At 72.8% G+C, this 23,220-nt stretch carries 14 protein-coding genes; 11 read left to right on the top strand and 3 right to left on the bottom strand.

Annotated features, from left to right (window positions below):
* Positions 1-151 precede the first annotated feature (151 nt).
* The 4 genes from ACIBEA_RS36275 (at position 152) to ACIBEA_RS36260 (ending at position 6,117) form a co-directional block, all read left to right on the top strand.
* Positions 152-940 (top strand): ATP-binding cassette domain-containing protein, encoded by a 789-nt coding sequence (locus ACIBEA_RS36275; protein WP_399267465.1) that lies wholly within the window; start codon positions 152-154, stop codon positions 938-940.
* 86 nt (positions 941-1,026) lie between these two features.
* Complete coding sequence (locus tag ACIBEA_RS36270) at positions 1,027-2,247, top strand: sugar ABC transporter permease (protein WP_399267476.1); 1,221 nt, start codon at positions 1,027-1,029, stop codon at positions 2,245-2,247.
* Positions 2,248-2,538: 291 nt separating this feature from the next.
* Positions 2,539-4,455, top strand: coding sequence for a 1-deoxy-D-xylulose-5-phosphate synthase (gene dxs, locus ACIBEA_RS36265; RefSeq protein WP_399267464.1), 1,917 nt, complete (start codon positions 2,539-2,541; stop codon positions 4,453-4,455).
* A gap of 147 nt (positions 4,456-4,602) precedes the next feature.
* Positions 4,603-6,117 carry an amino acid permease gene (locus ACIBEA_RS36260; protein WP_399267463.1) on the top strand — a complete coding sequence of 505 codons (1,515 nt, stop codon included), beginning with the start codon at positions 4,603-4,605 and terminating at the stop codon, positions 6,115-6,117.
* 41 nt (positions 6,118-6,158) lie between these two features.
* On the opposite strand, the gene ACIBEA_RS36255 is transcribed toward ACIBEA_RS36260, so the two are convergent.
* Positions 6,159-7,313 carry an LCP family protein gene (locus tag ACIBEA_RS36255; RefSeq protein WP_399267462.1) on the bottom strand — a complete coding sequence of 385 codons (1,155 nt, stop codon included), beginning with the start codon at positions 7,311-7,313 and terminating at the stop codon, positions 6,159-6,161.
* Between the two features lie 262 nt (positions 7,314-7,575).
* Here ACIBEA_RS36255 and ACIBEA_RS36250 point away from each other — a divergent pair, with 262 nt between their 5' ends.
* The 7 genes from ACIBEA_RS36250 (at position 7,576) to ACIBEA_RS36220 (ending at position 19,583) form a co-directional block, all read left to right on the top strand.
* Entirely contained in the window at positions 7,576-9,186 is a 1,611-nt protein-coding gene (locus ACIBEA_RS36250; RefSeq protein WP_399267461.1) for a hypothetical protein, read from the top strand.
* 144 nt (positions 9,187-9,330) lie between these two features.
* Positions 9,331-10,926, top strand: coding sequence for a stealth family protein (locus ACIBEA_RS36245; protein WP_399267460.1), 1,596 nt, complete (start codon positions 9,331-9,333; stop codon positions 10,924-10,926).
* A 15-nt stretch (positions 10,927-10,941) separates the two neighbouring features.
* The gene (locus tag ACIBEA_RS36240; RefSeq protein WP_399267459.1) at positions 10,942-12,762 is read left to right on the top strand and encodes a sugar phosphotransferase; all 1,821 of its coding nucleotides are present in this window, start codon (positions 10,942-10,944) and stop codon (positions 12,760-12,762) included.
* The gene (locus ACIBEA_RS36235) at positions 12,759-14,534 is read left to right on the top strand and encodes a stealth family protein (RefSeq protein ID WP_399267458.1); all 1,776 of its coding nucleotides are present in this window, start codon (positions 12,759-12,761) and stop codon (positions 14,532-14,534) included. Before ACIBEA_RS36240 ends, ACIBEA_RS36235 begins: the two co-directional genes overlap by 4 nt.
* On the top strand, positions 14,531-16,636 hold the full coding sequence (locus ACIBEA_RS36230; protein ID WP_399267457.1) for a glycosyltransferase family 4 protein: 2,106 nt from the start codon (positions 14,531-14,533) through the stop codon (positions 16,634-16,636). Before ACIBEA_RS36235 ends, ACIBEA_RS36230 begins: the two co-directional genes overlap by 4 nt.
* Positions 16,633-18,600: a PIG-L family deacetylase gene (locus ACIBEA_RS36225; protein WP_399267456.1), complete on the top strand. Its 1,968-nt coding sequence runs from the start codon at positions 16,633-16,635 to the stop codon at positions 18,598-18,600. The genes ACIBEA_RS36230 and ACIBEA_RS36225 overlap by 4 nt, the downstream gene beginning before the upstream one ends.
* On the top strand, positions 18,597-19,583 hold the full coding sequence (locus ACIBEA_RS36220; RefSeq protein WP_399267455.1) for an endonuclease/exonuclease/phosphatase family protein: 987 nt from the start codon (positions 18,597-18,599) through the stop codon (positions 19,581-19,583). The genes ACIBEA_RS36225 and ACIBEA_RS36220 overlap by 4 nt, the downstream gene beginning before the upstream one ends.
* 97 nt (positions 19,584-19,680) lie before the next feature.
* Here the strand turns inward: ACIBEA_RS36220 and ACIBEA_RS36215 are convergent, their stop codons facing one another.
* Together ACIBEA_RS36215 and ACIBEA_RS36210 are read right to left on the bottom strand one after the other, a co-directional pair.
* Complete coding sequence (locus tag ACIBEA_RS36215; protein ID WP_399267454.1) at positions 19,681-21,822, bottom strand: 3-hydroxyacyl-CoA dehydrogenase NAD-binding domain-containing protein; 2,142 nt, start codon at positions 21,820-21,822, stop codon at positions 19,681-19,683.
* On the bottom strand, positions 21,819-23,039 hold the full coding sequence (locus ACIBEA_RS36210; protein ID WP_330333263.1) for an acetyl-CoA C-acyltransferase: 1,221 nt from the start codon (positions 23,037-23,039) through the stop codon (positions 21,819-21,821). Before ACIBEA_RS36210 ends, ACIBEA_RS36215 begins: the two co-directional genes overlap by 4 nt.
* Positions 23,040-23,220: the final 181 nt, after the last annotated feature.

Here is a 23,220-nt window from a genome sequence, read left to right as displayed (position 1 = left end):
ATCCCGCCACCGGCGGGGCGCCGGATGGAAGCCCCGCGCGGAATCCCCGTACGGAAACCCTGCGCGGAAACGTTTTTTCTCTACCCTTGTTCATACCCCCTGTGGTCCTGCTCTTTTGCACGACATCCCCGCCGGTCAGGCGGCGAAGGAGATGGTTCATGTGTCCGCTGCGCCCGTGCTGGCGTTGCGAGGGGTCTCGAAGAGGTTCGGCGCCGTCCAGGCCCTGACCGACGTAGAACTCGAGATCCACTCAGGTGAGGTGGTCGCCCTCGTGGGCGACAACGGAGCCGGTAAGTCCACGCTGGTCAAGACGATCGCCGGCGTACACCCCATCGATGACGGCGTCATCGAGTGGCAGGGGCGCCCGGTGTCGATCACCAAGCCCCACGACGCCCAGAACCTGGGCATCGCGACGGTCTACCAGGACCTCGCGCTGTGCGACAACATCGATGTCGTCGGCAACCTCTTCCTCGGGCGCGAGCTCAAGCGGCGCGGGGTCCTCGACGAGGTGGAGATGGAGCGGCGCGCCCGCGAGCTGCTCACCACCCTGTCCATCCGAATCCCCAGCGTCCGTATCCCCATCGCCTCGCTCTCCGGCGGCCAGCGCCAGACCGTGGCGATCGCCCGCTCCATGCTGGGCGAGCCCCAGCTCGTCATCCTCGACGAGCCCACCGCCGCCCTCGGCGTCGAGCAGACCGCACAGGTGCTCGACCTCGTGGAGCGGCTGCGCGAGCGCGGCCACGCGGTCATCCTCATCAGCCACAACATGGCCGATGTGAAGGCCGTGGCCGACAAGGTGGCCGTGCTGCGCCTCGGTCGCAACAACGGCGTCTTCTCCGTGAAGGACACGTCGCAGGAAGAGATCATCTCCGCCATCACCGGGGCCACGGACAACGCCGTGACCCGCCGGGCGGCCCGCACCGGGGAGGCCCGCAAGTGAGCACCCAGAATTCCTCCGCCGGTCCGCTCGGCAAGGGCCCCGCCCACGCCAGGCCGTCGGGCCCCGCCCCGGCCGCCGCGGACGCCATCCCGGCCGTGGACCCCCGCCTCCTCGTGCGCGAGCAGGGGCTGGCCGGGTACCTGAACGAGTTCGGTCGCAAGCTCAAGGCCGGTGACCTGGGCTCCGTCCCCGTCGTCCTCGGTCTGATCATCATCTGGAGCATCTTCCAGAGCCTGAACTCGAACTTCCTCGGCCCCGAGAACCTCACCAACATCGCGATCACGATGACGGCCACCGGCATGATGGCCGTCGGCATCATCTTCGTCCTGCTGCTCGGCGAGATCGACCTCTCGGTCGGCTCGGTCAGCGGCGTCTCGGGCGCGATCGTCGCCGTCCTCGCCGTCACCCACGGCGTCAACGAATGGCTGGCCGTCCTCGCGGCGATCGCCGGCGGCGCGCTGATCGGCTCCCTCCACGGCTTCTTCTTCGCCAAGATCGGCGCCCCGGCCTTCGCCGTCACCCTTTCGGGCCTGCTCTTCTGGTCCGGCGCGATGCTGCAGATCCTCGGCAGCAACGGCACGGTCAACATCGACTCCGAGGGCGTGGTCGGGAAGCTGACCACGTACTTCTTCTCGGACGTGGCCGTCGGCTACGGGCTCGCCGCCCTCGCCACCGTGGCGTACTTCCTCGCCTCCTTCTCCGACGCGCGGCGCCGCGCGGCCGCGGGCGTCCCCTCCCGGCCGCTGGGCGAGATCCTGCTGCGCACCGGTCTCCTCGCGGTGTTCACCTTCGGTCCCGCCGTGGTGTTCAACCAGTACAAGGGCATGCCGCTCGCGGTGCTGCTCTTCCTGCTGGCCCTGGTCGGCACGGACTTCCTGCTGCGGCGCACCACCTTCGGCCGCCAGGTCTTCGCCCTCGGCGGCAGCGTCGAGGCCTCCCGGCGCGCGGGCATCAACGTGAACCGGGTCCGCATCACCGTCTTCGCCATCGCGGGTACGTTCGCGGCGATCGGCGGCCTGTTCTGGGCCTCCAAGATCGCGGCGGCGAACCAGAGCGCCGGCGCGGGCGACCTGCTGATGAACGTCATCGCGGCGGCCGTCATCGGTGGCACCAGCCTCTTCGGCGGCCGGGGACGGACCTGGAACGCCCTCCTGGGTGTCATGGTCATCACATCGATCCAGTACGGTCTGGCCCTGGAGGGGATCGCCACCCCGATCCAGTACATGATCACCGGTGCGGTGCTGCTGGCCACCGTGGTGATCGACTCCGTCACCCGCAAGACGCAGAAGACGGCGGGCCGCGCCTAGTCGCACCCGATCCGGACCGGGATCCGCCGCTGGTCGGAGCCCGTCCGGCCCGCTCACGACCCCGGCGCGCCCGGGCCTCACCCGTCCGGTGGTACGCCGCCCACAGTGCCCGACGCCACCCCGTGTGGCGCCGGGCACCTGTGCGTACATCCACTCGTACGTGGCGTGTGGGGCCCGACAGATGTGTACAGATATGACAAAGGCGTGACGGCACGGAGACAGCCCGGCGACCGACGCCGCGAGCGGAACATTAGACTCGACAGACCAGCAAGCAACTGCAAGGAGGCACGGGTGCTGCTGACCCGCATCAAGGGACCGCGCGATCTGGACCGGCTCAGCCAGGAGGAGCTCGACCAGCTCGCCGCGGAGATCAGGTCCTTCCTCGTCGACGCCGTCTCCAAGACCGGCGGGCACCTCGGCCCCAACCTCGGTGTGGTCGAACTGACCATCGCCCTGCACCGGGTCTTCGACTCGCCGAAGGACAAGGTCCTCTTCGACACCGGCCACCAGGCCTACGTCCACAAGCTGCTCACCGGCCGCCAGGACTTCGGGAACCTGCGCTCCAAGGGTGGCCTCTCCGGCTACCCCTCGCGCGCCGAGTCCGACCACGACGTGATCGAGAACTCGCACGCCTCCACGGTCCTGGGCTGGGCCGACGGCCTCGCGAAGGCCAATGAGGTGCTCGGCCGCGAGGACCACCACGTCGCGGCCGTCATCGGCGACGGCGCCCTCACCGGCGGCATGGCCTGGGAGGCGCTGAACAACATCGCCGCCGCCAAGGACCGCCCGCTGGTGATCGTCGTCAACGACAACGAGCGCTCCTACGGGCCCACCATCGGCGGGCTCGCGAACCACCTGGCCACCCTGCGCACCACGGACGGCTACGAGCGCTTCCTGGCCCGCGGCAAGGACCTCCTGGAGCGCACCCCGGTCGTCGGGAAGCCGCTCTACGAGACCCTGCACGGCGCCAAGAAGGGCCTCAAGGACTTCATCGCCCCGCAGGGCATGTTCGAGGACCTGGGCCTGAAGTACATCGGGCCCATCAACGGCCACGACATCGAGGCCCTGGAGTCCGCCCTGCAGCGCGCCAAGCGCTTCAGCGGCCCGGTCATCGTGCACTGCCTGACCCAGAAGGGCCGCGGCTACACGCACGCCGAGCAGGACGAGGCCGACCGCTTCCACGGCATCGGCCCGATCCACCCGGACACCGGCCTGCCGGTGAGCACCGACGCCGCCAGCTGGACCTCCGTCTTCGCCGACGAGATGGTCAAGCTGGGCAAGGAGCGGAAGGACATCGTCGCGATCACCGCGGCCATGCTCCAGCCCGTGGGCCTCAAGCGCTTCGCGGACGCCTACCCGGACCGGATCTTCGACGTCGGCATCGCCGAGCAGCACGGCGCCACCTCGGCGGCGGGCCTGGCGACCGGCGGCGCCCACCCGGTCTTCGCGGTCTACGCGACCTTCCTCAACCGCGCCTTCGACCAGGTCCTGATGGACGTCGCCCTGCACAAGTGCGGGGTCACCTTCGTCCTGGACCGGGCCGGGGTCACCGGTACGGACGGCGCCTCCCACAACGGCATGTGGGACATGTCGATCATGCAGGTGGTGCCGGGTCTGCGGCTGGCCGCCCCGCGCGACGCCGAGCAGCTGCGCGCGCAGCTGCGCGAGGCCGTCGAGGTCAAGGACGCCCCGACCGTCGTGCGCTACTCCAAGGGCGTCGTCGGCCCGGCCGTCCCGGCCATCGGGCAGATCGGCGGCATGGACGTGCTGCGCGCTCCGGCCCCCGAGGTCACCCGGCCGGACGTACTGATCGTCTCGGTCGGCGCGCTCGCCCCGATGTGCCTGGAGATCGCGGACCTGCTGGACAAGCAGGGCATCACCTCGACCGTCGTGGACCCGCGCTGGGTCAAGCCGGTGGACGAGGCCCTGGCCCCGCTCGCCGACGGCCACCGGGTGGTCGTCACCGTCGAGGACAACGGGCGCACCGGCGGCGTCGGCGCGGCCGTCTCGCAGGCCCTGCGGGACGCGGGGGTCGACGTACCGCTGCGCGACTTCGGCATCCCGCAGCGCTTCCTGGACCACGCCTCCCGCAAGGAGGTCATGGCCGAGATCGGGCTGACCGCTCCGGACATCGCCCGGCAGGTCACCGGCCTGGTCGCCAAGCTGGACGGGCGCTACGAGAACGAGCCGGCCGCCACGGTCGACTAGTCGGGGCGCGGCGGTCGCCGCCCCTGATCATCTGCGGTTGCACGTCACGGGCCGGGAGGTTCACCCTTGAAGGGTGGGCCTCCCGGCCCGTCCCGTTCCGGTGGTACCCGTGCAGTGGCGACGCGGTCGCTCCTGGGAGGTGCGTCGGTGAGTACGAATCTGAACAGCCCCTTCCGTACCAAGTCGGTCGAGCAGTCGATCCGCGACACGGAGGAGCCGGAACACGCACTGAGGAAGTCCCTCTCGGCCTGGGACCTGACCGTCTTCGGCGTCGGCGTCATCATCGGCACCGGCATCTTCGTCCTCACGGGCAAAGTGGCCAAGGAGACCGCCGGCCCCGCCACCGCCCTCGCGTTCGTCGCGGCGGGCGTGGTGTGCGCGCTGGCCGCCCTCTGCTACGCCGAGTTCGCCTCGACCGTGCCGGTGGCGGGATCCGCGTACACCTTCTCCTACGCCTCGATCGGCGAGCTGCCCGCCTGGATCATCGGCTGGGACCTCGTGCTGGAGTTCGCGCTCGGCACCGCCGTCGTCGCGGTCGGCTGGTCGGGCTACGTCCGTTCGTTGATGGACAACGCGGGCATCCACCTGCCGGCCTCGCTCCAGGGGCCCGACGTGGCGGGCGGCACCTTCGACCTGCTCGCCTTCGTCCTGGTGCTGGTCCTGACCGCGATCCTCGTCGTCGGGGTGAAGCTCTCGGCGCGGATCACCGGCGTCGTGGTCGCGATCAAGGTCACCGTGGTGCTCATCGTGATCATCGCGGGCCTGTTCTTCATCACGAAGTCCAACTACCACCCGTTCATCCCGCCCGCCGCGCCCCAGAAGGGCGGCTCCGGGCTGGACGCCCCGCTGGTCCAGCTGATCTTCGGCTACGAGCCCACCAACTTCGGCGTCATGGGCATCTTCACCGCGGCCTCCGTCGTCTTCTTCGCCTTCATCGGCTTCGACGTGGTGGCCACCGCCGCCGAGGAGACCAAGCTGCCGCAGAAGGACATGCCGCGCGGCATCATCGGTTCGCTGATCATCTGCACCGTGCTCTACGTGGCGGTGTCGATCGTGGTGACCGGCATGCAGAACTACAAGGACCTCTCCACCAGCGCCCCGCTCGCCGACGCCTTCAAATCCGCCGGCCATCCGGTCTTCGGCGGCATCATCAGCTTCGGCGCGGCCGTGGGCCTGACCACCGTGTGCATGATCCTGTTGCTGGGGCAGACCCGGGTGTTCTTCGCGATGAGCCGCGACGGACTGCTGCCGCGCTTCTTCTCCCGGACCCACCCGAAGTACCGCACGCCCTACCGGCCGACGATCCTGCTCGGCGTGATCATCGCGGTCGTCGCCGGATTCACCAGCATCAACGAACTGGCCACGCTGGTGAACATCGGCACGCTCTTCGCCTTCGTGGTCGTGGCGCTCGGCGTGATGGTCCTGCGCCGCACCCGCCCCGACCTGCACCGGGCCTTCCGCACCCCGTGGGTGCCGCTGGTGCCCGTCGTGTCCATCGCGGCGTCCGTCTGGCTGATGCTCAACCTGCCGGCCGAGACCTGGCTGCGCTTCGGGATCTGGATGGTGATCGGCTTCTTCGTCTACTTCCTGTACGGCAGGCAGCACAGCCGGCTGGGACGGGGCGAGGGCATGACGGCCGACGCGGTGCACGAGGACCGCTGACCGGCCACACCAGGAGGTACGGGTCCCCGCCCGCCGACGGCTCAGCCGCCGGTGGCCGGGGACTTCTTCGCGTCGGCCGGGATCTTGCGGTCGTTGCGCAGGGCCTCCCACAGGGTGGAGGCCTGCGGCTCGGCGACGATCACGCGGTTGCGGTCGATCTTGTCGTAGTCGACCGGCAGCATGATGGTCTCCATCGTGCTCGGGTCGACGCCCTTCATGCTCTGCGCGAAGTCCGCGAGGGCCGTGAGCGAACCGAGGCCGGAGTCGGTGGTGAGCGACTTGGTCCCGGCGTCCGCGAGCTTGTAGAGCCGGGCCGGGTTGCCGAGGGCGTCCTGGTTCTTGATCTCGGACAGCAGCGCCATCATGAACTGCTGCTGGAGACCTATCCGTCCGAGGTCGCTGCCGTCGCCGTAGCCGTAGCGGGTACGGACGAACTTCAGCGAGTCGGTGCCGTTCAGGCGGTGCGTGCCGGCGTCGAGCTTGAGCCCGCCCTTGGCCCCGGACATGGGCTTGTCCAGCGTCACGGTGACCCCGCCGAGGGCGTCCACCAGGCCCTTGAAGCCGGCGAAGTCCACCTCCACGAAGTGGTCCACGCGGATCCCGGACATCTCCTCCACGGTCTTGACCACGCAGGCCGGACCGGCCACGGAGTAGACGGAGTTGAACATGACCCGCTTCGCGGGGGCCAGCGTCCTGCCCTCGCCGTCCTTGCACTCGGGCCGGGTGATCAGGGTGTCGCGGGGGATGCTCACCGCGGTGGCCCTCGCCCGGCCCTCGGGTATGTGCACGAGCATCGCGGTGTCCGAGCGGGCCCCGCTGACGTCGCCGTGGTCGAGCTCGCCGTTGGCCCCGGCGCGCGAGTCGGAGCCGAGCACGAGGACGTTCTGGGCGCCGGGGACCACCTTCGCGGGCCGGTTGTCACCGATGGCCTTGTCCAGGTCGACGCTGTCGATGTTCCCGTTGAGGTGGCTGTAGGCCCACCACCCGGCGCCCGCGCCGAGCAGGATCACCGCCGCGAGCACCACCAGCACGATCCGCAGGACCCGGCGACCGCGCGAGCGGGCCGGGCGGGCGCCCGTGGCGTCGGAGCCGGTGGAGTCGCCGGGGCCGTCGGAGCCGCCCGTGCCGTCGGAGCCGCCCGCGGCGTCCGGCGAGGCGTCCGACGTGCTGTCCGCTGACGCGGCGTTGGTCTTCATCTGCCCCGGTCCTCCGCTCGATTGTTCGATCGCGCACTATAGACCACCGGGGTCCCGCGCCCACCCCGCCCGTCGGCCGGCCGTTCCCGCGCGTGTTCGGGCGGCGGGGAGTGTGTGCGAGGATCACGGGCGCGAAGGAACGGCGGGAGCGACGGGTGGGGGCGGGCGCCACGTGAAGAGCGGACGATCGTCACCGCGCGGACGCCGCGGCCCCGCGGCCGGCCGCCCGGCGCCGCAGGCCCTCTCCCACACGCTCCACTTGGTGGCCCACCCGGCCGACGCCCTCGCCGTCACCGGCACCGCGCTCGTGCGCGCCCTGGGCCAGCCCGGCCACGCCGTGACGGTCGTCTGTCTGATACCCGGGCCCCCGCAGGCCCGCGACCACCTCCTCCAGGTGATCGGCCGCGGCGGCCCCTGGGAGCCGGCCACCGAACCGCTCGGGTCCGCCGGCCTGTTGCGCCTCTTCCGGCTGGGCACCCGGCCCGGCACCACGGTCTGCTTCGTCGAGCCGCCGGAGCCGTCCGCCGCGTCCGCCCCGCTCGCCCCGCTGGTCGACCTGGCCGCGGCGCTGCTGCGCCGCTTCGCGCCGGGCGTGGTGTGCACCCTGGACCCGGATCCCGAACACCTCGGGTGGAGCGAGGCGCAGGGCGCGTCCTACGCCGACCATCCCGACCACGCGGCGGTGGCCCGCGCGACCCTGGAAGCGGTGCGCGCGGTGCGCGCGGCCCGTCCCGGCGCCGCGAACGTCGCCGTGGAGTGCTTCCGGGCCGCGGCCTCCTGTGTCCGGGCCGCCCCCACCGCCATCGTCCGCTACCCCGGGCCGCGGATCGCCCTCGGCCGCGGCCCGGACGGGCGGCTGACCGCCCACGCCGCGCTCGGTGGCGCCGTGGTGCGCTGGACCGAGCGGACCGTCGGCGGCCCCGAGTGGGCGCGCGAGGTCCTCGACACCCCGCCGCTGCTGCCGGTGCTCGGCGTGGCCCGCAGCGCGCAGGGTTGGGCCCACCTCTTCTCGCTGCGGCCCGCCCCCGACGGCCCGGACGGCCCCGGGGTCGAGGTGATGCACGCCGTGCAGTACCAGACGGGTCGTCCGGTGGGCAGCTGGCGCTCGCTGGGCAATCCGAACGGCGCGGCCACCGGCAAGGGCCGCGCGGCCGGGGTGCCCTGCGCGGTGGTCGACGCCGAGGGCTGCGTCCACGTGTACCTCCGCAACTTCGGGCGCGGGGTGAGTGCCCGCTCGCAGCGCGAGGACGGCTCCTGGACGCCCTGGCGGGACCTGCAGGGCTCCGCGGTCCAGGACGGGCTGGCCGCCGCGCTCGACGCGGCGGGGCGGCCCGTGCTGTTCGCCCCGTCCCGGGACGGGGTGCTGCGGTGGCGCCACGACGCCGCGGCCGGCGACCTGCGCCGGGCCGGCCCGCCGCTGCCGCTGCTCGCGCCGCCGGGCACCGCCCTGAGCGCGCTGGCCACCGGGCCGGGCCGGATCACCCTGTACGGCTGCGACGGGCGGGACGGGGCGACGTACGCCCTGCGCGACGGCGCCGCGCCGACCTCGCTGGGCGGCGCCGGAGCGGCCGGGGCCGCCGCGGCGGACGGCGCCTGCGTGCTGCGCGCGGACATCGACTCCTACGACTGCACCGTGCTGTTGCGCCGGACCCCCGAGGGCGCCGTCGGCATCGGCGCGTACCCGACCGAGCAGGAACGGGCGGGCCTGTGGTGGGAGCCGTTGGGCGCGCCCGGCCCGCGCGAACCGGCGGCCGCGGTCGACGGCTTCGGCCGCCTCACGGTCCTCTCCCTGGGCGTGGACGGTCGGTTGTCGGTGACGCGCCAGGACCCGACCGTTCCGGGGCTGGCCTTCGGCGGGTGGACGGTGGTCTAGCCGGTGGTCCAGCTGCCCCATACCTCGTACGGGGGGTGCCGGGCAAATCGACAAATTGATTTACAATTCCCGTATCTTGCGACGATCGGACCGGGAACTCGGCAGCGTGGGAGACCGGTTGTGAAAGGCGCGGAGAGGTTCAACATGCCTGGTACTGCGATACAGGCCGGGGCGGGGGAAGAGAGTCCGGTCGGCGCGAGCGGCCGCCCCACCCTGCGGGTCGGCGACGCGGGCGACGAGGCGTACGTCGACCCCCGCGCGACCCCGCTGGCCGCCCGCGAGGCCAATCGCGCCGCCGTCGCCGCCCTCCTGGACTCCCTCGGGGTGGCGTACTTCGCCGTCCGCGGCAAGTCCGACCACGGCACGGTCATCGCGGTCGAGGAGTCCGACCGGGCCCGGGTGCTCGAAGGGCTGCGCCGCCGTCTCGCCACCGCCGCCGGGCACGTCAGCGCACTGGTCGCCGAGCCGCTGCGCACCCCCCGGCCGGTCCCCGGTCACGACGCCCGGGTGTGGCACCGCGCCCGCACGGCCGTCGCCGTCCAGGTCAGCTGGTACCGGACCGACCCCGGCGGCCACCTGCTCCTGGGGCACGAGTACGGCTGCGCGGTCGAGTTCTGGACCCGCGAGGGCGACCGGCTGACCGCACCCCGCGCCAACCGCGTCACCTGGTCCGTCGCCGCGGACGGCCCCGCCCTGCTGGGCGCCGGACGGCTCTTCAGCCGCTTCGTGCCCGTCCACACCACCCTCGACGAGGCGCCCGCGCTGGCCACCCGGCCCGAGTTCCTCGTCCCGCTGGTCGAGGACATCGACTTCCCCGTGGACGCCGTCTACACCTGGGTCGACGGCACCGACCCCGTCTGGGCCGCCCGCAAGGCCGCCGCCCGGGGAGAGGCCTACCACGCCGAATCGGCCAGCGACGCCCGCTTCCTCAGCCGCGACGAGCTGCGCTACTCGCTGCGCTCGCTGCACCTGTTCGCGCCGTGGATCCGCACCGTCCACGTGGTCACCGACGACCAGGTGCCCGCCTGGATGCGGCGCGACCTGCCGGGCCTGCGCATCGTCAGCCACCGCGAGATCTTCCGGAACCCGGCCGACCTGCCCACCTTCAACTCGCACGCCATCGAGAGCCGGTTGCACCACGTCCCCGGACTCTCCGAGCACTTCCTCTACTTCAACGACGACATGTTCCTCGGCCGCCCGCTGACCCCGCACGCCTTCTTCACCCCCGTCGGCACGGCCCGCTACTTCCCCTCCCCGAACCGCATCCCGCAGGGCCCGGTGACCGACGCCGACACCCCCGTCGACGCCGCCTGCAAGAACAACCGGGCGCTGCTGCTGGAGCGGTTCGGCCGGGTCATCACCCAGCCGATGGAGCACATCCCCTACGCCCTGCGCCGCAGCGCGATGGCGGAGGCCGAGGCGGACTTCCCGCGCGAGTGGGCCCGTACCTCGGCCAGCCGGTTCCGTGCGATGACCGACCTGTCGCCGACCTCGTCCCTGGCGCTGTACTACGCGGCGCTCACCGGCCGGGCCCAGCCCGGCTCGATGGCCTTCACCTACCTCCAACTGGCCGTGCCGGACCTCGCGCGGCGACTGGAGCGCCTGCTCAAGGGGCGGGACCAGGACTCCTTCTGCCTCAACGACGCCTTCTCCACCCCGGAGGACATGGCGGTGCAGCAGGAACTCCTGAGCGGATTCCTGGACGCCTACTTCCCGGTCCCCGGACCCTCTGAACTCTGAGAAGGAGCGTGCGAGATGCAAGATTCCGGATCGAACAGTTCCGCCTCCGAGGTCTACCAGAAGCTGGTGCCCCGGCCCGTGCGCGCCGTGGCCATGAGCACCGTGCCCGTACCGGTGCGCCGCACGCTCAAGAAGCGGCTGGACCGCGCCCTGGTCCAGCGCGAGTCCCGGCTGCACCAGCGGGCCCTGCGCCGGCTGCGCACCACGGACTTCAGCAACCTGCCCGAAGGTCGGACCAAGGCGGTGGACGGCCGGGTCGGCCACGTCCACGCGGGCCTCACCGCCGACCTCGCCCGGCGCACCGACCTCGCGCTGGTCACCACCGTGCTGGACGCGGCGAAGATCCCCTGGTTCACCGTGCCGGCGCTCGACGACCGCCGGATGTCCCTGGCCGTCCCCCGCGCGCACAAGCGCGCCGTGCGCCGCGTGCTGCGCGCGCTGCTGGAACGGCAGACCGGTTACGTGGTCTCCGTCCTGCCGGGCAAGGGCGACACCGCCAAGGTCCCCGGCAGCCACGTCAAGGCCTGGAAGCACTACGGGGCCTCCCGGGTGATCCGCGTCGTCTGGCTGCGCACCGACCCCACCGGCTCGCTCTGGGTCGGCGAGAACCAGGGCGTGGAGATCGAGTTCTGGACCGCGGACACCGGCCGGGCCGCCCCCCGGCTGGTCGGCCCGCGCCCCAACCGGGTGCAGCGGGTCGTCCCGGCCGACGATCCGCGGCCCGTCGAGATCACCCACGACCGGCTCACCGGTTACGCCGACACCGACGCGGGCGCCGCACCGACCCGCACCCGGGCCGGCTTCGACGTGCCGCGCCTGGAAGAGGTCACCTTCCCCGTGGACGCGGCCGTGCTCTGGTGCCACGACGAGCCGTGGGCGGAGGCGCTCCTGCGCGCCACCCTGCGGTCCCTGCACCAGTACGCCCCCTGGATCGACCGGGTGCACGTCCTCGCGCTCGCGCCCGTCCCGCCGTGGGTGCACGCCGACGACCGGCTGCGGATCGTGCCCGCCGGCCCGGACACGGAGCAGGAGCTGCACGCGGTGCCCGGCCTCGCCGACCGATTCCTGTACTTCCGGCCCGGCGCGCTGCTCGGGCGCCCCGTGCGGCCCTTCGACTACTTCACCGCGCTCGGCGGCACCCGGCCCCGGCGCGGGCCCTGGACGGCCCGCGAGGCGGCCGCGCCCTGGACCGGCTGGGCGTACTCCTTCACCCAGCGCGCGGTGACCCACGGCTACGCGCCGGGCCCCCAGCCGTACGCGCGCGAGATCCTCGCGGCGGTGGCCGACGGCTTCGGCGGCCACCGGCCGGTCACCGGGGGCCAGTACGCCCCGGAACTGGAGGGCACCCACCCGCTGGACGGGGTCGTCCACCACGCCGCGCACTTCTCCGGGCACGCCGAACCCTCCGGCGAGGCCACGATCGCGGTGCACGCGGCCGTGCCCGGCGTCACCCGCTGGCTCGACCGGCTCCTCGTGCGCCGCGACGCCCAGCAGATGCAGTTGAGCGGGCTGGGCTCGCCCGACGCGCTCGACCACGGCGGGACCCGGTCCGTACTGGACTTCCTGCGCCGGTACTACCCCGTGCCCAGCCCCTACGAGCGGGCCGTGGCGCAGCCCGCTCCCGGGCCGGAGGCCGCCGCGAGCGCCCCCGGGGTCCCCGCCGGCTTCGGCTCCGCCTCCGCCCTCCTGGCCGGCTTCTCCACCGAGGCGTTCGACGCCGACGCCGGGACCGGCTTCGACGCCGTGGACTTCGACGTCGATGTGGACGCCGGCGCCGGAACCGGCTCCGCGCCCCCGGTGCGGACCGTGCGCGGGGAGGCGGGCACCCCTTCATGACCGTGGCCAATCCCGAAGCGTCCCCGGCGGTCGCCCTCTACCGGGCCGTCCTGCCCACCCGGCTGCGCCGCGGCCTGGCCCGGCGCGTCCCCGTCGGGCTGCGCAGCGTGGTCAAGCGGCTGCTGCGCGGGGCCCGCTTCGGCTTCGGCCCGGCCCGGTCGCTGCGCGCCCGGCGGGCCCGCGGGCGCTGGCCGCACCTGTTCCAGGAGGGCGAGGGGCTGGCCGTGCTGGTCGGCACCAGCGCCCGGATCGCACTGGTGCGGTCGACGGCCTCGCCGCTCGGGCTGCGCGAGGCCAACCTCGAACTGGTCGTCACCGCCCTGGAGCGGGCGGGCGTCGACCACTTCGCCGTGCGCGGGGCCAGTGACCTGCGGGCCTGCTTCGCCGTGCGCGAGGAGGACCGGCCCCGGGTGGCCGCCGCCCTGCGCGCGTGCGTGCGCCGGGCACCGGTGTACGTCGCCCACGCCGGCGCGGAGGACGCCGCCCCGCAGGCCCCCGGCCGGGCCGCGCTCGGCGGCTCGCGCCGCGGGCGCCGCACCACCGGCGCCGCCGCCGTGCTCCGCGTCGGCATGGTCTGGCGGGACCCGGGCGGCTCGCTCTCCCTCGGCCTCGAATACGGCTGCGACCTGGAGTTCTGGCGGCACGAGGAGGGGCGGCTGATCGCGCCCCGGCCGAACCGGGTGACCAGCAGCGTGCCGGTCGACGCCCCCCGGATCACCGTGCCCGTCGACCGGCTCACCGCCTTCTGCGCCCGCCACACCCGGCGCCCCCGGCAGGTCCGCACCGTCGAGCCCTACGCCGCCGCACTGCCCGAGGACGTGCGCTTCCCCGTCGACGTCGTCTACACCTGGGTCGACGGCGACGACCCCGACTGGCAGGCGCGCCGCCGCGAACAGGGCGGCGAGGGCTACCACGCGGAGTCCGCCAACCCCGCGCGCTACCTCAACCGCGACGAACTGCGCTACTCGCTGCGCTCGGTGGCACAGCACGCGCCCTGGGCCCGGCGGATCTTCCTCGTCACCGACCGGCAGCGGCCGCACTGGCTGGACGCCGACCACCCCCGGATCACGGTGGTCGACCACCGGGAGATATTCGACGACCCCGCGGCCCTGCCCACCTTCAACTCCCACGCCATCGAGAGCCGGCTGCACCACATCGACGGCCTCGCCGAGCACTTCCTGTACTTCAACGACGACATGTTCCTCGGCCGCCCCGTCACCCCCCAGGACTTCTTCCTGTCGAACGGGATGACCCGGGTGTTCCTGTCGCCCGCCCAGATACCGCGGCCCGGCGTCGCCCCCGGGGACCGCCCGGTGGACGCGGCCGGCAAGAACAACCGGCGGATCATCGAGGAGCTCTTCGGCACCACCCTCGTGCAGAAGATCCGGCACGCCCCCTACCCGCTGCGCCGCAGCGTCCTGTCCGAGATGGAGGAGCGGTTCGCCGGACCGCACCGGGCCACCACCTTCAGCCGCTTCCGCAGCGCGAGCGACATCTCCATCCCGTCCTCCCTCTACCACTACTACGCCTACCTGACCGGCCGCGCGGTGCCCTCGGACATCGCCTACGCCTACCTGCCCCTGGACCGGCCCGGGGTCGAGCGCCGGCTGAACATCCTGCTGGCCCGCCGCGACCGCCAGGCCTTCTGCGTCAACGACACCGTCTCCGACGGCCGCGACCAGGAGCGCCAGGAGCGGATGCTCCAGGGCTTCCTGCGGTCCTACTTCCCCGTACCCGGTCCCTTCGAGCGGAAGGAGTCCCACGACCGATGAAGATCTCCTTCCTGATCAACAACATCTACGGCATCGGCGGCACCAACCGGACGGTGATCAACCTCGCCGAGGCCCTGTCCGCGGACCACGAGGTCGAGATCGTCTCGGTGTTCCGGCGCACCGGCGCGCCCCCCAAGTTCGCCATCTCCCCCCAGGTCACCGTCCGCGCCCTGGTGGACCTGCGGCCCGGCCGCACCGGCGCGGACCGGGGTCACCCGGACCTGGCCGGACCCACCCTGGTGGTGCCCCGCCAGGAGGAGTTCCACGAGCAGTACAGCGCCCTGTCCGACCGGCGGATCATCGACGAGCTGAGCGGGACCGGCGCCGACGTCGTGGTCGGCACCCGGCCCAGCCTGAACCTCTTCGTCGCCCGGTACGCCCGGGAGGGCGCGCTGCGGGTGGCCCAGGAGCACATGACGCACCTGGCCGTCCCCGGGGCCGTACGGGCGGAGATGGCCCGGGAGTACCCGCGCCTCGACCTGGTCACCACGGTCACCGAGGCCGACGCCCGCTCCTTCCGCGCGCACACCCCGGTCCCCGGGGTGCCCGTGCACGCCGTCCCCAACAGCGTCCCGCGGCCCGTGGTCGCGCCCTCCGACGGCCGCCCCAAGGTGATCGTCAGCGCCGGCCGCATGCACCACGTCAAGCGCTACGACCTGCTGGTCCGCGCCTTCGCCCGGCTCGCCCCCGAGTTCCCGGACTGGCGGCTGCGGATCTACGGCGACGGGGACGAGGCCGGCGCGCTGCGGACCCTGGTCGACGACCTGGACCTGGCCGGCCGGATCCTGCTGATGGGCGCCTTCTCGCCGATCGAGTCGGAGTGGGTCAAGGGATCCGTGGCGGCGGTGACCTCCAGCGCCGAGTCCTTCGGGATGACCCTGGTCGAAGCCATGCGCTGCGGCCTGCCCGTCGTCGCCACCGACTGCCCGGTCGGCCCCCGCGAGATCCTGCGCGACGGCGAGGACGGCCTCCTCGTCGCCAACGGCGACGTCGCCGCCATCGCCGAGGGCCTCGGCCGGCTGATGGCCGACGCGCCGCTGCGCAGCGCGATGGCCGCCGCCGCGCTGCGCAACGCGGAGCGCTACGACCCCGCCGTGATCGCCGCCCGCTACACCGCACTGTTCGAGGAGGCCGCCGGCCGCCGCGCGGCCGCCCGCTCCGGCTACCGCAGGCCGACGGCCGCCCGGCTGGGGCACCCGCCGGGCGACAGCGCCCCGCCCGAGTCCCCGAAGCACGCCGTGTGCCACGTCGAGGCACCGGACGCGGGATGGCTGAGCCTGACCTGCGACGGCCCCGCGGGGAGCAAGGGCCGCGGCGCCTTCCTGCTGCGGCACCGCCCCTCCAGCGGCTCCCGGCTGCCCGACCTGCTCCTGGACACCGAGCGCCGGACGCTGCCCACGGGGGCCGTGCGGCACACCGCCGTCGTCCCGCCCGCCGCCCTCGACCACCTCGGCGACGGCCGGTGGCGGGTCATGCTCGCCACCGGCAAGGGCGACCCCGTCCACCTCAAGGCGGGGATCCGTGACACCCGGGGGCTCATCGACGCCCGCGCCCGCCTCCTCGACGCCCCCGGCGCCGGACCGGTCCTGTGGAACCTGCCCTACGCGCAGCCGAACGGCGCCCTGATGCTGCGCACCGTGCGCCGGGAGGCGCACGCGGAAGCGGGCGAGGTCCTCGTCGGCGAGGACGGGATCACCGTCACCGGGGTGCTCTGCGGAGCGCGGACCCTGGAGCACGGCGCCCGCTTCGTGCTCGCGCGACGCGGTCCGCACCGCAGCGAGCTGTCGCTTCCGGTGGAGGTGCTCGACGAGCGCTCCTTCCGGATGGAACTGCCCCTGGTCCAGCTGGTGGAGGACCGCCTCGCCCGCTGGGAGGACTGGGACTGGTGGCTCCAGCCCGACCCCGCGCACCGGCGCCGGGTGCGCGTCTGCCACCTCTTCGAGGACTTCCCCGACGTCCGGGGCGCCTACCCGTACCCCGCCGTTCCCCTCTCCGCCGACGACGTGTCCCGCTTCGTCGTCGTGCACCCGTCCCGGCCGGTCCGAGTCCGGCCCTACTGCTCCGTCTCCGGAGCCATGGCTATGAACGTGGTGGACCGATGAACCGAAACCGATCGATCCTGCACGTCGTCGCCCACCAGGACGACGACCTGTACTTCATGAACCCGGACCTGGTCCGCTCGCTCCAGGACGGTGACCCGGTCGCCACGGTCGTCCTGACCGCGGGGGAGGGCGACGGCATCAACGCCGACACCAACGACCCCGAGCGGACCGCGCTGCCCACCGACTACGCGGGCTACAGCACGGCCCGCGGCTGCGGTCTGCGCTCCGCGTACGCGCGGATGGCCACCGGCGAGCGCGACAGCCCCTGGGCGCGCGAGGTCACCGAGCTGGTGCCCGGCTTCGCGGTGGAGCGGTTCACCCTCCTCGCCCAGCCGTCCGTGCGGATGTACTTCTGTCAGCTGCACATGGGCGTGCCCACGCCCTCCGGCGTCCGCACCCGGATGTTCGAGCTGTGGAACGGCGTCCACCCCACCCAGGCGACCGTGCCGGTGCACGGCTCCGCCCTGACCGAAGTGCAGCAGGTCTCCCGCGAGATGGTGATCGCCGGCCTCGCCGCGCTGCTCGCCGAGATCCGGCCCACCACCGTCCGCACCCTGGACCCCGACCCGGAACACGACGGCGGCAGGAGCGAGTTCGTCACCTCCGACCACGTCGACCACGCCACCACCGCCGAGTTCGCCATCGCGGCCCTCGCCCGCTACCGGGAGGGCGCGGAGCGCGCCCCGGTCGTCGAGTACTACCGCGCCTACGCCAACCGCTTCTGGGGCCCGAACCTGGACCGGATGGAGCTGGCCGAGAAGGCCGACTACCTGGCCACCTACATGGGCCTGGACGCCACCCACTGCCCGCAGGGCACCTGCCAGGTCTGCGGCGACCGCCAGCTCGGCCCCAACCCGTACCGCAGCACCCACATGCGCAGCACCGCCTACCGCTACTCGCCCGCCACCGACTGGCTCCGGCTCGGTCCCGGCGGCCGGCTGAACGCCTTCACCGTGCTCGCGGGCCGCCTGGTGTTCTTCACCGAGACCGGTCCGGGCACCGGCCGCTGGCAGGGTCCCTTCCCGCTCGGCGACGGCTGGCTCGCCCCCACGATCGCGCTGGCCGGGGCTCCCGGGGGACCGGTGCACGTGGTGGCGCAGCGCCGTCGCACGGCCGAGGGCGGCGCGGTCGGCATCGACCTGGTGTACACGACGCAGCACGCCGACGGCAGCGGTTTCAGCGGCTGGCAGTCGCTGGAGTCCCCGGAATGGGTCCACGCGGACGGCCGCCGCCAGCGCGAACTCGGGGTCCCGATGGCCGCGGTGGACGGCGCGGGCCTGCTGTACGTCTTCGCCCGCAACTTCGACCAGGGCGTCTCCCTGCGGCGCCAGAACGCCCAGGGCGGCTGGGAGCCCTGGGTGGGCCTCGGCGGCAGCTTCCTCCAGGACGCGGGCACCGCGATCACCACCGAGTTCGGCACGGTCGAGCTGTACGTACCGGGCAAGAGCTCCGTGGTCCGCTGGTTCCAGAAGGAGCCGGGCGCGCCCTTCACCCGCGACGACACCCTGGTGACCGGGCCCGTGGCCACCGGCGGGATCACCGCCGTGAACTCCGGCGGCGGACGCACCTGCCTCTACTTCCGCGAGGCCGGCACCCAGCAGGTCATGGCGTACCGCCAGCACGACACCGGCCGCTGGCCCGGCTCGGGCGCGGGCGTCGGCGGCGCCGGCGGTACGGGCGCGGTCGCCGCGCTGTGGGCCCCGCAGCGCGGTGCCCGCGAGGCCCACCTGGCCCACCGCAGCGGCCGCGGACGGCTCGCGCTCTCGCTGCCGGACCGGGAGAAGGACGTCTCCGGGGCCCGCTGGCGCGAGGGCGGCGAGATGTTCGTCCAGGCCCCCTCGCTCGCCTACGACGCGGCGGGCGCCGTGGTCGTCGCGGTCATCGGGACCGACGGGCGGCTCCACGTCCGCCGCCAGCTCGTCCCGGAGACGGGCAGCCCGCTGGGGCCCGTCGTGACGGCGTGAGAAGGCGTCGCCTGGCGGCGCTGGGGCTCGTCCTGGTGCTCGCCGCGGCCCTGGGCTGGGCCCGCGGCGGCGCCGACGCCCCGCTGTGGGACGGCTCCGGGGAAGCGGACCCGTACGCCGGGGACGCGGTGGTGGTCCTCCAGTGGAACATCTGCGGGGCCGCCCACCAGTGCAGCAACCGGGGCGCCACGGGCAAGGGCACCTCGGTCGCCCGGCTGGTGGACGAGGTGGCGCTGCGCCATCCCGACCTGCTCGGCGTCAACGAGATCTGCCGCGGCCAGTTCGAGGCGCTGCAGGCCGTCTTCAAGGAGCGCGGCCTGGCCCTGCGGGGTGCCTACCAGCAGATGCACGGCAACGTTCCGGCCTGCGGCGACGACAGTTCCTACGGTCTGGCGGTGTTCTCCCGCGAGCCGCCGACCGGCCCGCCGAGCTACCGGCCCTTCACCGACACGGACGGCGAGACCTACCGGGCCGCGGGCCGCTCGGAGCCGGTGCTGCGCGGGCTGCTCTGCCTGCCCACCCGGGCCCGCGGCCGGGAGGTGACGTTCTGCGGGACCCACGCGGGGACCGCCGACAGCCAGCTGAAGGAACTCCACCGGTGGTTCGGCGACCCGGCCCTCTTCGCGCCGACCACCCCGGTGATCCTGGCGGGCGACCTGAACCAGCAGCCCAACGAGGGTTCCCTGGCCGGGCTGTACGGGCACACGCGCGGCGAGAAGGACCAGCACGACCCCGACGGGCGCTTCCTGGAGGCGGACGAGCGCAACCGGCGCTGGTTCAAGATGGGCGGGACCGGGGGAGTGCGCTGCCAGGACCCGGTACCGGCGCGGTGCCGCAACGGCGCGCCGACCGCCGAGGACGGCCGCAAGATCGACTACGTCTTCGCCACCGAGGCCCACTTCACCGCGCCCCGGGCGGTGACGATCAAGGCTCCGGAGTCGGACCACGTCCTGTACGAGGGCGTCTTCCAGTTCCGCCGGTAGCCCTCGGCCCTCGGCCCTTACGACGCCGACGCGAACGGCGGGCGGTACGGGATCGCTCCCGTACCGCCCGCCGTCGTTCGTGCTGCGGTGTTCGGCGTTACGCCGGGACGCTCGCCAGGCCCGGGGCGAGGAACTTCTTGCCGTTCACCCGCTCGGAGACGCCCTCACGGTCCAGGTACGGCGTGACGCCGCCCAGGTGGAAGGGCCAGCCCGCACCGGTGATCAGGCAGAGGTCGATGTCCTGGGCCTCGGCCACGACACCCTCCTCCAGCATCAGGCCGATCTCCTGCGCGACCGCGTCCAGGACGCGGTCGCGGACCTGCTCCTCGGTCAGGACGCTGTCGCCCTGGACGAGCAGCGCGGCGACCTCGGGGTCGAGCTCCGGCTTGAAGCCGTTCTCCGCCGTGTAGACGTAGAAGCCGCGCTTGCCGGCCTCGACGACCCGCTTGAGGTTCGGCGAGACGGTGAACCGGTCCGGGAAGGCGCGGTTCAGGGTCTCCGACACGTGCAGACCGATGGCCGGACCGACCAGCTCCAGCAGCACCAGCGGGGACATCGGCAGGCCGAGCGGCTCGATGGCCTTCTCCGCCGTGACCACCGGGGTGCCCTCGTCGATGACGTTCTGGATCTCGCCCATGAAGCGGGTGAGGATGCGGTTCACGACGAACGCCGGGGCGTCCTTGGTGAGGACCGCGGTCTTCTTCAGCTTGCGCGCGACGCCGAAGGCCGTGGCCAGCGAAGCGTCGTCGGTCTGCTCGCCGCGGACGATCTCCAGCAGCGGGAGGATCGCGACCGGGTTGAAGAAGTGGAAGCCGACCACGCGCTCCGGGTGCTGGAGCTTGGAGGCCATCTCCGACACCGACAGCGAGGAGGTGTTGGTGGCGAGGATCGCGTGCGCCGGAGCGACCGCCTCGACCTCCGCGAACACCTGCTGCTTGACGGACATCTCCTCGAACACGGCCTCGATGATGAAGTCCGCGTCCGCGAAGCCCTCGGCCTTGTCCAGGACACCGCTCACCAGGCCGGTCAGGCGGTTGGCCTTGTCCTGGTTGATGCGGCCCTTGCCGAGCAGCTTCTGGATCTCGGCCTGGACGTAGCCCACGCCCTTGTCCACGCGCTCCTGGTCGATGTCGGTGAGCACCACCGGCACCTCCAGGCGGCGCAGGAAGAGCAGTGCCAGCTGCGAGGCCATCAGGCCCGCGCCGACGACGCCGACCTTGGTGACCGGGCGGGCCAGGTTCTTGTCCGGCGCACCGGCCGGGCGCTTGGCGCGCTTCTGGACCAGGTTGAAGGCGTAGATGCCGGAGCGCAGCTCGCCGCCGATGATCAGGTCGGCCAGCGCGGCGTCCTCGGCGTCGAAGCCCTTCTGGAGGTCTCCGTCCTTGGCGGCCTCGATGATCTCCAGCGCGCGGTAGGCGGCCGGGGCCGCGCCGTGCACCTTGGAGTCCGCGATGGCGCGGCCGCGGGCGACCGCCGCGTCCCAGGCCTCGCCGCGGTCGACCTCGGCCCGTACGACCTCGGTCTTGCCGTTCAGGACGTTCGCCGTCCAGATCAGCGACTGCTCCAGGAAGTCCGCACCCTCGAAGAGGGCGTCGGCGATGCCCAGTTCGAAGACCTGCTTGCCCTTGAGCTGACGGTTCTGGTTCATCGAGTTCTCGATGATCACCGAGACCGCGCGGTCCGCGCCGATCAGGTTCGGCAGCAGGGCGCAGCCGCCCCAACCGGGGACCAGACCGAGGAAGACCTCGGGCAGCGAGAAGGCCGGGATGGCCTTCGAGACGGTGCGGTAGGTGCAGTGCAGACCGACCTCGACACCGCCGCCCATCGCCGCGCCGTTGTAGTAGGCGAAGGTGGGGACGGCCAGCGCGGCGAGCCGCTTGAAGACGTCGTGGCCGCCCTTGCCGATGGCGAGCGCCTCGTCGTGCTTCTTGAGCAGCTCGACGCCCTTGAGGTCGGCGCCGACCGCGAAGATGAACGGCTTGCCGGTCAGGCCGGCGCCCACGATGGAGCCCGCGAGGGCCTCCTGCTCCAGCTGGTCGATCGCCGCGTTCAGGTTGGCGAGGGACTGCGGGCCGAAGGTGGTCGGCTTGGTGTGGTCCAGGCCGTTGTCCAGCGTGAGCAGCGCGAAGCGCCCGGCGCCGAACGGCAGGTCGAGGTGGCGGACGTGCGCCTGCGTGACGACCTCGTCCGGGAACAGCTCGGCCGCGCCCTTCAGGAGCTCAGTGGTGGTGGTGCTCACTTGCTGCCTCCGTCGAAGTGCGGGTTCTCCCAGATGGTGGTCGCGCCCATGCCGAAGCCGACACACATGGTGGTCAGGCCGTAGCGGACGTGCGGCTGCTCCTCGAACTGGCGGGCCAGCTGGGTGAGCAGGCGGACGCCGGAGGAGGCGAGCGGGTGACCGTAGGCGATCGCGCCGCCGTACTGGTTGACGCGCGCGTCGTCGTCCGCGATGCCGTAGTGCTCCAGGAAGGCCAGCACCTGTACGGCGAAGGCCTCGTTGATCTCGAAGAGACCGATGTCGGAGATCGACAGGCCGCCCTGGGCGAGGGCCTTCTCGGTGGCCGGGATCGGGCCGTAGCCCATGACCTCCGGCTCCACGCCGGCGAAGGCGTAGGAGACCAGGCGCATCTTGACCGGGAGGTTGTTCTCGCGGGCGAAGTCCTCGGAGGCGAGGATCGAGGCGGTGGCGCCGTCGTTGAGACCGGCGGCGTTGCCCGCTGTGACGCGTCCGTGCGTACGGAACGGCGTCTTGAGGTTCGCCAGGTTCTCCAGGGTGGTGCCCGGGCGCATCGGCTCGTCGGTGGTGACCAGGCCCCAGCCCGTCTCACCGACCTCGGGGTTGGTGTTGCGCACCGAGACCGGCACCAGGTCCTGCTGGATCTTGCCGTCGGCGTACGCCTTGGCGGCCTTCTCCTGCGAGCGCACGGCGTACTCGTCGGCGCGGAGCTTGGTGATGGTGGGGTAGCGGTCGTGCAGGTTCTCCGCCGTCATGCCCATGAAGAGGGCGGACTCGTCGACCAGCTTCTCGCTGACGAAGCGCGGGTTCGGGTCCACGCCCTCGCCCATCGGGTGGCGGCCCATGTGCTCGACGCCACCGGCGATGACCACGTCGTAGGCGCCGAAGGCGATGGAACCGGCGGCGGTCGTCACGGCCGTGAGCGCACCGGCGCACATGCGGTCGATGGAGTAGCCGGGCACCGACTGCGGGAGGCCCGCGAGGATGCCGGCCGTGCGGCCCAGCGTCAGGCCCTGGTCGCCGATCTGGGTGGTCGCGGCGATGGCGACCTCGTCGATCTTCGCGGGGTCCAGGTCCGGGTTGCGGCGCAGCAGCTCCCGGATCGCCTTGACGACGAGGTCGTCGGCCCGGGTCTCGTGGTAGATGCCCTTCGGGCCCGCCTTGCCGAACGGGGTGCGGACGCCGTCGACGAAGACGACGTCCCTGACGGTACGAGGCACGATGGCTCTCCTCCAGGGTGCGGGGTGGCACTGCTGCGCGGGGGCGCGGTCAGATGTCCTGAGCGCCCGCTCACCTGCCCCATGCTACTTGCGGGTAACCCTTGTGGACACCCCCACCGGAAGGAGCGGTGAAGGTCACACTCCGGTGGCCCTCCCGCCGGGACCCGGGGCGCGTCGGCCG

Source organism: Streptomyces sp. NPDC051555 (assembly GCF_044454405.1).
GTDB lineage: Bacteria > Actinomycetota > Actinomycetes > Streptomycetales > Streptomycetaceae > Streptomyces.
The sequence above is the reverse complement of the archived record's forward strand: the minus strand, read 5'-3'. Positions and strand labels throughout refer to the sequence as shown.